General features: G+C 69.4%; 8 protein-coding genes and 1 pseudogene. 3 read left to right on the top strand and 6 right to left on the bottom strand.

Features of this window, described 5'->3' with window-relative positions:
• Positions 1 to 242: 242 nt before the first annotated feature.
• Together AE652_RS29060 and AE652_RS29055 are read left to right on the top strand one after the other, a co-directional pair.
• Positions 243 to 1,124, top strand: a pseudogene (locus AE652_RS29060) (IS256 family transposase); the annotation flags it as partial.
• A gap of 171 nt (positions 1,125 to 1,295) precedes the next feature.
• Positions 1,296 to 1,628, top strand: coding sequence for a hypothetical protein (locus tag AE652_RS29055; protein WP_049656826.1), 333 nt, complete (start codon positions 1,296 to 1,298; stop codon positions 1,626 to 1,628).
• Between the two features lie 420 nt (positions 1,629 to 2,048).
• Here AE652_RS29055 and glnA read toward each other — a convergent pair whose 3' ends face one another.
• Positions 2,049 to 3,461 (bottom strand): type I glutamate--ammonia ligase, encoded by a 1,413-nt coding sequence (gene glnA / locus AE652_RS29045; protein WP_049656821.1) that lies wholly within the window; start codon positions 3,459 to 3,461, stop codon positions 2,049 to 2,051.
• A 275-nt stretch (positions 3,462 to 3,736) separates the two neighbouring features.
• Between glnA and AE652_RS29040 the strand changes: the two genes are divergently transcribed.
• Entirely contained in the window at positions 3,737 to 4,204 is a 468-nt protein-coding gene (locus AE652_RS29040; RefSeq protein WP_074000874.1) for an RDD family protein, read from the top strand.
• A 102-nt stretch (positions 4,205 to 4,306) separates the two neighbouring features.
• Here the strand turns inward: AE652_RS29040 and AE652_RS29035 are convergent, their stop codons facing one another.
• The 5 genes from AE652_RS29035 to AE652_RS29015 form a co-directional block, all read right to left on the bottom strand.
• Positions 4,307 to 4,996, bottom strand: coding sequence for a DUF4191 domain-containing protein (locus AE652_RS29035; protein WP_049656816.1), 690 nt, complete (start codon positions 4,994 to 4,996; stop codon positions 4,307 to 4,309).
• A gap of 109 nt (positions 4,997 to 5,105) precedes the next feature.
• Positions 5,106 to 5,339, bottom strand: a complete 234-nt coding sequence (locus tag AE652_RS29030) for a hypothetical protein (protein ID WP_049656814.1) — start codon at positions 5,337 to 5,339, stop codon at positions 5,106 to 5,108.
• 283 nt (positions 5,340 to 5,622) lie between these two features.
• The gene (gene lipA, locus AE652_RS29025) at positions 5,623 to 6,576 is read right to left on the bottom strand and encodes a lipoyl synthase (RefSeq protein WP_049656812.1); all 954 of its coding nucleotides are present in this window, start codon (positions 6,574 to 6,576) and stop codon (positions 5,623 to 5,625) included.
• 238 nt (positions 6,577 to 6,814) lie between these two features.
• Positions 6,815 to 7,585, bottom strand: a complete 771-nt coding sequence (gene lipB / locus AE652_RS29020) for a lipoyl(octanoyl) transferase LipB (protein WP_049656811.1) — start codon at positions 7,583 to 7,585, stop codon at positions 6,815 to 6,817.
• A 169-nt stretch (positions 7,586 to 7,754) separates the two neighbouring features.
• Positions 7,755 to 8,152: CdaR family transcriptional regulator (locus tag AE652_RS29015; RefSeq protein WP_049656810.1), on the bottom strand; the 398-nt coding region annotated here is incomplete at its 5' end.

Raw genomic sequence — 8,152 nt, 5'->3', positions numbered from 1 at the left:
AACGGGTGCCGTACACCGGAATCCTGATAGTCCCAGCTGTACATCGAAAGCGCGTTCAGGCACATGGGCTTCCGCGTCCGGTGGCGTCCCGCGGAGTGGTGTAGCAGGGATCTTGGCGTAACCCCTGGTCATGAAGCAGCCATCGCGCAACTCTCCGAGTAGGCATGCTCGTTGAGTGAGAGGTGCACGATGGCCTTGTCCCAGTCTGACCTACTCCGCCTCATGGAGTCACTGCGTACGGCAGACGGAGCCGAGTTGATCAGGACCTGACTCAGCGGCTCCTGCAGGAGCTGATCGAGGCTGAGGCCACCGCCCGGATCTGCGCCGACCTGGACGAGCAGCTCACCGCCTTCCGGGACAGGCCCCTCGGCCACACCCGCTTCCCCTACATCCACCTGGACGCGACCTATTGCAAGGCGCGGGTGAACCACCAGATCGTCTCCCGGGCCGTAGTCGTGGCCACCGGGATCACCGAGGACGGCGGCCGCGAAGTGCTGGGGCTGATGGTCGGCGACAGCGAGACTGAGGTGTTCTGGGCCGAGTTCCTGCGCTCCCTGCGTGAGCGCGGCCTTTCCGGGGTCCGCCTGGTCATCGGCGACCACCACGGCGGCCTGGTCAAGGCGATCCGCAAGGTCATGCTCGGCGCCGCCTACCAGCGCTGCCGCGTCCACTTCCTGCGCAATACCTTCGCGGTCATCCCGAAGGACGCCGGCGAGATGGGCACCGCGACCATCCGCACGATCTTCGCCCAGCCCGCCGAAGCCGCGGTCCGCACCCAGCTCGACACCGTCGCTGACATGCTCGGCAAGCAGTTCTCCAAGGTCAGAGCGATGCTGCTGGAGGCCAAGGACGACCTGACCGCCTTCGCGGCCTTCCCCGAACGACATTGGAAGAAGATCTAGTCCACCAACCCGCTGGAACGGATCAACCGCGAGATCAAACGCCGCACCGACGTCGTCCAGGTCTTCCCCAACGACGACGCGCTCCTGCGACTGGTCACCGCCGTGCTGTTCGAGATGCACGACGAATGGATTGCCTTCCCACGCCGCTACCTGCCCGAGGGCAGCATGGACAAGATCTACCCCAGCGAACGCATCCCCGACGAACTCCCGCCGACTTCATGACCGTTGGCGCACGACCCCTACACCACTTCACGGGACACGACCCCGCGTCTAGCGCATCAGCGGTTCCGGTGACACTGACATCCTCGTGCCGTGGTGCGACGGCAACGGGTCGTTGCGGACCTCGATCGTGGACGGAAAGTCGACGTCACCCGGTCGGGTCACGCACAACACGTGAGCGATGTGGCAATCGACACGCACAAGGAGAAGCGCTTCGCGGAGTACGTCGCTATCATCGGCCCGGCCTTCAGTGGCGACACGATCAAGAACATGGTCAAGCGGAAGCAGTGGGTGCTCATCACTGCCGACGAGTTGGGCCAGGTCGTCAGCTCCGCCGACGCCCTCGGGCTGCGGCCAGCGGATGTCGGGATGCTGTTCGAGGCGCCGGACGGGCTGTCCAGGCTAGCCGGGCTCATCGGCACGCGGCAGCGCGAGCTCGACATCCTGTCCCTTGTCATCTCCCGACTCAAGACCGAGCTGGAGACGGAGGAGGACGTTTCGACATGAGACGTCTCGCTGATCGAGCGCGGGTCGCCGTTGGCGCCGAACGTCGACGAACTGCTTGACACGTTCAGGCTGTTCGACCGCCTCGACCTGGACATCGTGCGGAGCACTGAGGATGTGCAGGATCCGCGCTACGCGACCTACCGGATCGGTGACGCGCGATCGGCGGCGAAGCGCCTTCGCGCCATTGCGACTTCGATTGAGAGGGGCCTATAGGCGTGCATTTGCCGGAGCTCGTCGCACCTGGGTGGCGGAGATTCTGGGGCCAGAGTGGGCCGCCAGGGGTTCGCGGTCAGGCACTACAGAACTCATGTCGAGATCGAACTCAGTGCACTCTCGTTTCACATCGCGAGCCCCAGAGCATTCGGCGCGAGTCGGGCGGCTGGCGTTTCCGCAGTGCGTTTCCGCAGCTCAGAGGCGCTTCTAGAGGTCGTAGTAGAGCTCGAACTCGTGGGGGTGGGGGCGGAGGGCGATCGGGGCGATCTCGTTGGTGCGCTTGTAGTCGATCCAGGTCTCGATGAGGTCCGGGGTGAAGACGTTGCCGGCGAGGAGGTACTCGTGGTCGGCTTCCAGGGCCTCCAGGACGGCGGGGAGGGAGGAGGGGACCTGGGGGACGTTGGCGTGCTCCTCGGGGGCCAGCTCGTAGAGGTCCTTGTCGACGGGCTCCAGCGGCTCGATCTTGTTGCGGATGCCGTCGAGGCCGGCCATCAGCATGGCGGCGAAGGCCAGGTAGGGGTTGGAGGCCGGGTCCGGGGCGCGGAACTCGATGCGCTTGGCCTTGGCGTTGGAGCCGGTGATCGGGATGCGGATCGCGGCGGAGCGGTTGCGCTGCGAGTAGACCAGGTTGACCGGCGCCTCGAAGCCCGGCACCAGGCGGTGGTAGGAGTTCACCGAGGGGTTGGTGAAGGCCAGCAGCGAGGGGGCGTGCCGCAGCAGGCCGCCGATGTAGTAGCGGGCGGTGTCGGAGAGTCCGGCGTAGCCCTGCTCGTCGTAGAAGAGCGGCGAGCCCTCGGTCCACAGGGACTGGTGGACGTGCATGCCGGAGCCGTTGTCGCCGAAGATCGGCTTCGGCATGAAGGTGGCGGTCTTGCCGTTCCGCCAGGCGACGTTCTTGATGATGTACTTGAACAGCATCAGGTCGTCGGCGGCGTGCAGCAGGGTGTTGAACTTGTAGTTGATCTCGGCCTGGCCGGCGGTGCCGACCTCGTGGTGCTGGCGCTCGACCTCCAGTCCGGCCTTGGCGAGCTCCAGCGACATCTCGGCGCGCAGGTCGGCGAAGTGGTCGACCGGCGGGACGGGGAAGTAGCCGCCCTTGTACTTGACCTTGTAGCCGCGCACGTCGCCCTCGGCGGCGCCGCTGTTCCAGGCGCCGGCCTCCGAGTCGATGTGGTAGAAGGACGCGTTGGCGCTGGTCTCGAAGCGGACCGAGTCGAAGACGTAGAACTCGGCCTCGGGCCCGAAGTACGCGGTGTCGGCGATGCCGGAGGAGGCCAGGTAGGCCTCGGCCTTCCTGGCGACGTTGCGCGGGTCGCGGCTGTAGGCCTCGCCGGTGACCGGGTCCTGGATGAAGAAGTTGATGTTGAGGTGCTTCTCGGCCCGGAAGGGGTCGAGGCGGGCGGTGGCGAGGTCCGGCACCAGGGCCATGTCGGACTCGTGGATGGCCTGGAAGCCGCGGATCGACGAGCCGTCGAACATCAGGATCTCGGACGGGTCGAAGGTCGCCGCAGGTACGGAGAAGTGCTGCAAGACGCCCGGCAGGTCGCAGAACCGGACATCGACGAACTTCACGTCGTTGTCCTGGATGTACTGCTTCACTTCGGCGGCGTTGTTGAACATCCATCCTCCTCGGCGTGCGAATTGGGCTCACCATAGGAATGGGTCGTTTCCAGCCGGTGACCCGCTCGTTTCCTAGATGTTAACCACGGTCGCCTCGGGGGCGGCAAAGATGTACGGGACGGTACAAATCACCCCGCCCAGCTGCGCACCCTTCCGCAAGTGGTCTGGACCACTTGGAAGGGCGCCGGGATGACGATTCACCCGGTCGGGGGTGATGCCCCGGCCGGAGGGGAGCCGGTGGCGGTGCGACCCGTCAGCCCGGTTAGTGTGGATTCGTGGACACCAGAGAAGCGTTGGGATCGTGGATCGACGGCCCCCGGGCGGCCGCCGAGAAGATGGGCGCCGACTTCGGCCACCGCGGCGAGCGCCTCGGGCTGCCCAAGGAGGGCCCCGGCTCGATCGCCGGCCCCGGCCGCCGGATCGGCGCGCTGTTCGTGGACGGCTGGCTCGTCGCCCTGATCTCGTACGGGCTGATCGCCCGCGGCGACCAGGCCGAGGCCAACCTGTGGACCAGCCCGCTGTACTTCCTCGTCGCGGCCCTGATGCTGTCCACCACCGGCACGACGGTCGGCAAGCGGCTGTTCGGCCTCCGGGTGGTCCGGCTGGACGGACGCCGCGCGACCATCCCGCAGGTCCTGCTGCGCACCCTGCTGCTCTGCCTGGTGGTGCCGCCGCTGGTCTGGGACCGCGACACCCGCGGCCTGCACGACAAGGCGGTCGGCACCGTCGAGGTCCGGATCTAGCACGGTCCGGACAAGCCCGGCAGCAGATGCCGGACGACGCCGAAACGGCCCCGCTGAGGATTCAGCGGGGCCGTTCTCGTGTCGTGAGGGGCGGGGGAGGGGTCAGCGGGCCTGGCCGCCCTTGGGCATCCGGGCGCCCTTCGGCATCGGACCCTTGGGGATCGGCGCCTTGGAGAGCAGGTCGCCCAGCGCGCGCAGGCGGTCGTTGGTCTCGGTGACCTGGGCGGCGGTGATGGCGCGGGGCAGGCGCATCAGGTGGATCTGGAGCTTCTTCAGCGGGATCTCGCCCTCGCCGTTGCCCACCACGATGTCGTGCACCGGCACGTCGCCGACCACACGGGCCATCTTCTTCTTCTCGGAGGCCAGCAGCTGGCGGACCCGGTTCGGGTTGCCCTCGCCGATCAGCGCGATACCGGCCCGGCCCACGGCGCGGTAGACCGCGTCCTGGCTACGGGTGACCGCGACCGGGGTGCTGTTGGAGCTCCAGCCGCGCCGGATGTTGTTCAGCACCGCCGCGACGGCGCCCGGCTGCCCCTCCATCTGCCCGAACGCGGCGCGCTCGGCCCGGCGCCCGAAGACGATCGCCATGGCCAGCACGGCCACGATGAAGCCCAGGATGCCCAGGTAGACGGGATGCTCGATCGCGAAGCCGATGGCGAGGAACACGCCGAAGGTCAGCAGGCCGACGCCGGCGATGATCAGGCCGATCTTGGTGTCGACCTTCTTGGTCATGGTGTACGCCAGACGGATCTGCTTCAGCCGTCCGGGGTTCTCGGATGTTTCCCTCGCCATAACGCTCATGGTACGTGGCACGGGTACGGGATATCCAAGCCCGGGTACCCGTTCGCCCCAACCGTGACCCGCGCGCCGGTGCGCCGTCGCGCACAGCGACGCCGGGGGCTCACTTCCGTGGCGTGGAACGGGTCCGCGGCGCGGGACGGACCGGGGGCGTGGAGAGGGGCTGCGGCGTGGCCCGGGCGGCCTCCGCGTCGTCGTGCCGGCGGTCCGCCGCGTACCGGCGGTTCTCGCACACCGCCGCCCACGCGTTGCGGCGCGCGTGCTGCTGGCCGGGGGCCAGCAGCACGCTCTCGGCGTACCGCAGTGCCACTCCGACCGATCGGATCCGCATCCGCATGCCGAACAGCTCCTCTCCGGGCTGATGGGGGCCGAGCCGGCCGAGCCGGGTGAGCCGGCCGTGGTGGCCGTGGTGACCGAGCCGGCCGTGGTGGCCGAGAAGAATCGAACACTCACCAGGCGTCCAGCGTCCCCACCCCGTGTTACCAGCCCGTGACCAGGCCGTCAAAGCGTGGTGAAACCGAAAGGGCGGAGCCGAAGCTCCGCCCTTTCCCTGGCTTGAACAGCACGGCCGGACCGAACGGTCCGACCGGCCCGATCGGACCGAACCGGTCAGGAGACCGTCAGACCGCGGCCTGCTCGCGCCGCTCCAGCGCCTGCCGGTACAGCCGGCCGGCCCGGTACGAGGACCGCACCAGCGGGCCCGACATGACGCCCGCGAAGCCCAGCTCCTCGGCCTCCTGCTGGAGCTCGACGAACTCCTGCGGCTTCACCCAGCGCTCCACCGGGTGGTGGCGCAGCGAGGGGCGCAGGTACTGGGTGATGGTGATCAGCTCGCAGCCGGCGCCGACCAGGTCGGCCAGCGCCTGGCTGACCTCCTCGCGGGTCTCGCCCATGCCGAGGATCAGGTTGGACTTGGTCACCAGCCCGGCCGCGCGGGCCTGGGTGATGACGTCCAGCGAGCGCTCGTAGCGGAAGGCCGGGCGGATCCGCTTGAAGATCCGCGGCACCGTCTCGACGTTGTGCGCGAGCACCTCGGGGCGGGAGGAGAAGACCTCGGCCAGCTGCTCGGGCACCGCGTTGAAGTCGGGGATGAGCAGCTCGACGCCGGTGCGGCCGGCCGCGCGGTCGGCGGTCATCGCGTGCACCTGGCGCACGGTCTCGGCGTACAGCCAGGCGCCGCCGTCCTCCAGGTCGTCGCGGGCGACGCCGGTGATGGTGGCGTAGTTGAGGTCCATGGTGACGATGGACTCGGCGACCCGGCGCGGCTCGTCGCGGTCGAACTCGGCGGGCTTGCCGGTGTCGATCTGACAGAAGTCGCAGCGGCGGGTGCACTGGTCACCGCCGATGAGGAAGGTCGCCTCGCGGTCCTCCCAGCACTCGAAGATGTTGGGGCAGCCGGCCTCCTGGCAGACCGTGTGCAGCCCCTCCTTCTTCACCAGCGACTGGAGGGCGTTGTACTCCGGGCCCATCTTCGCGCGGGTCTTGATCCACTCGGGCTTCCGCTCGATGGGGGTCTCGCTGTTGCGGACCTCCAGGCGGAGCAGCTTCCTGCCGTCGGGCGCGACAGCGGACACGTGCGACTCCTAGAACTAGACGGGGTACCCCCAGGGTACGCCTGTGGTTGTACGGCCTTCGTCGGGCCTGTTGCCCTGCAATCGCAGGGCAACATGGCTACCGGTCGGTAGATTCCCAGCGGCCGCCGGGATTTCCGACGGCCGTCAGGACAGCGGGGCGGACGGTCATCGGGGCGGACGGCCGTCAGGACGCATCAGGGCAGGTGTCCGGCGGTGCGCCGGAGCCGGGCGGCGGGGCTCAGCGGCTGAGCGCCGGCTCCGGCAGCTCGGCGAGGACGGCCGCCAGGTGCCGCTCGACCACCGGTGCCGCCTCGGCGGCGGACAGCCCGCGCCGCAGCTCGCCGGTGAGCGAGGCGACGCCCGCGTCCCGGATGCCGCACGGCACGATCTTGTCGAACCAGGTCATGTCCGGGTCGCAGTTGAGCGCGAAGCCGTGCATGGTGACCCCGCGGGCGACCCGCACGCCGATCGCGGCGAGCTTGCGGTCGTCCCCGCGCTGGCCGGCGTTGGAGGGCGCGTACTCGGGGCCGGCCAGGCGCGGGTCGATGCCCAGCGGCAGGCCCATCCGCAGGGTCAGCTTGCCGATGTCCACGACCTGCGCCGGGTCCACCACGGCGTCCGGGATGGACTCGCCCAGCACCCAGACCCCGCTGCGGCCCTCGACCCGGGTGGAGTCGATGCCGAACTCGCCGGCGGTGCGGATCAGCGCCTCCTCCAGCCGGCGGACGTAGGCGATGACGTCGATCGGGTCGGGCAGCTTGACGATCGGGTAGCCGACCAGCTGGCCGGGGCCGTGCCAGGTGATCTCCCCGCCGCGGTTGACCTCGACCACCGGGGTGCCGTCCAGCGGCAGGTCGGCGGGGTTGGTGCGCTTGCCCATGGTGTACACCGACTGGTGCTCCAGGAGCAGGACGGTGTCGGGGATCTCGTCCGCGACCCGCAGCGCGTGCAGCCGCTGCTGCTCCTCCCAGGCCTCCTGGTAGGGCACGGTCCGCTCACCTATGCCCATGCGAACAAAACGCACGTTCTCGCTCACCGCTGCCGCTCCTTGCCAGGCGTTCGAGACCAACCTCGCCACTGTACGCCCAGCCCGTCCGAACCCCTTCAGCCGCCTGCGGGCAGCGGCCCGACCCGAGCCCTGCCCCGCCCAGCAGCCCTGCTCAGCCGCCCCGCCCCGCTCAGCCCCCCGCGAGCAGCTGCAGCCGCAGCGCGAGCTGGAGCTCCAGCGACCGCTCCGGCTGGTTCCAGTCCCGCCCGAGCAGCGCCTCGACCCGGTCCAGCCGCTGGACCACGGTGTTCACGTGGACGTGCAGCTCGTCCTTGGCCCTGGTCAGGCTGCCGCCGCAGTCGAAGTAGGCGCGCAGGGTGCGGACCAGCTCGGTGCCGCGCCGGGCGTCGTACGCCAGCAGCGGGCCGAGCGTCGCGCCGACGAAGCCGTCCACGTCGTGGCCGTCGCCGAGCAGCACGCCGAGGAAGCCGAGCGCCCGGGCGGAGGCGCCCTCCCCGGCCCGGCCGAGCACCCGCAGGGCCCGGAGGCAGCGCAGGCCCTCGCCGTAGGAGGCGGCCAGCGCGGACG

The sequence above is a fragment of the Kitasatospora sp. MY 5-36 genome, from assembly GCF_001182915.1.
Classification (GTDB): Bacteria; Actinomycetota; Actinomycetes; order Streptomycetales; family Streptomycetaceae; genus Kitasatospora.
Note: the sequence above shows the minus strand (reverse complement) of the source record. Positions and strands in the feature narration are given on the sequence as shown.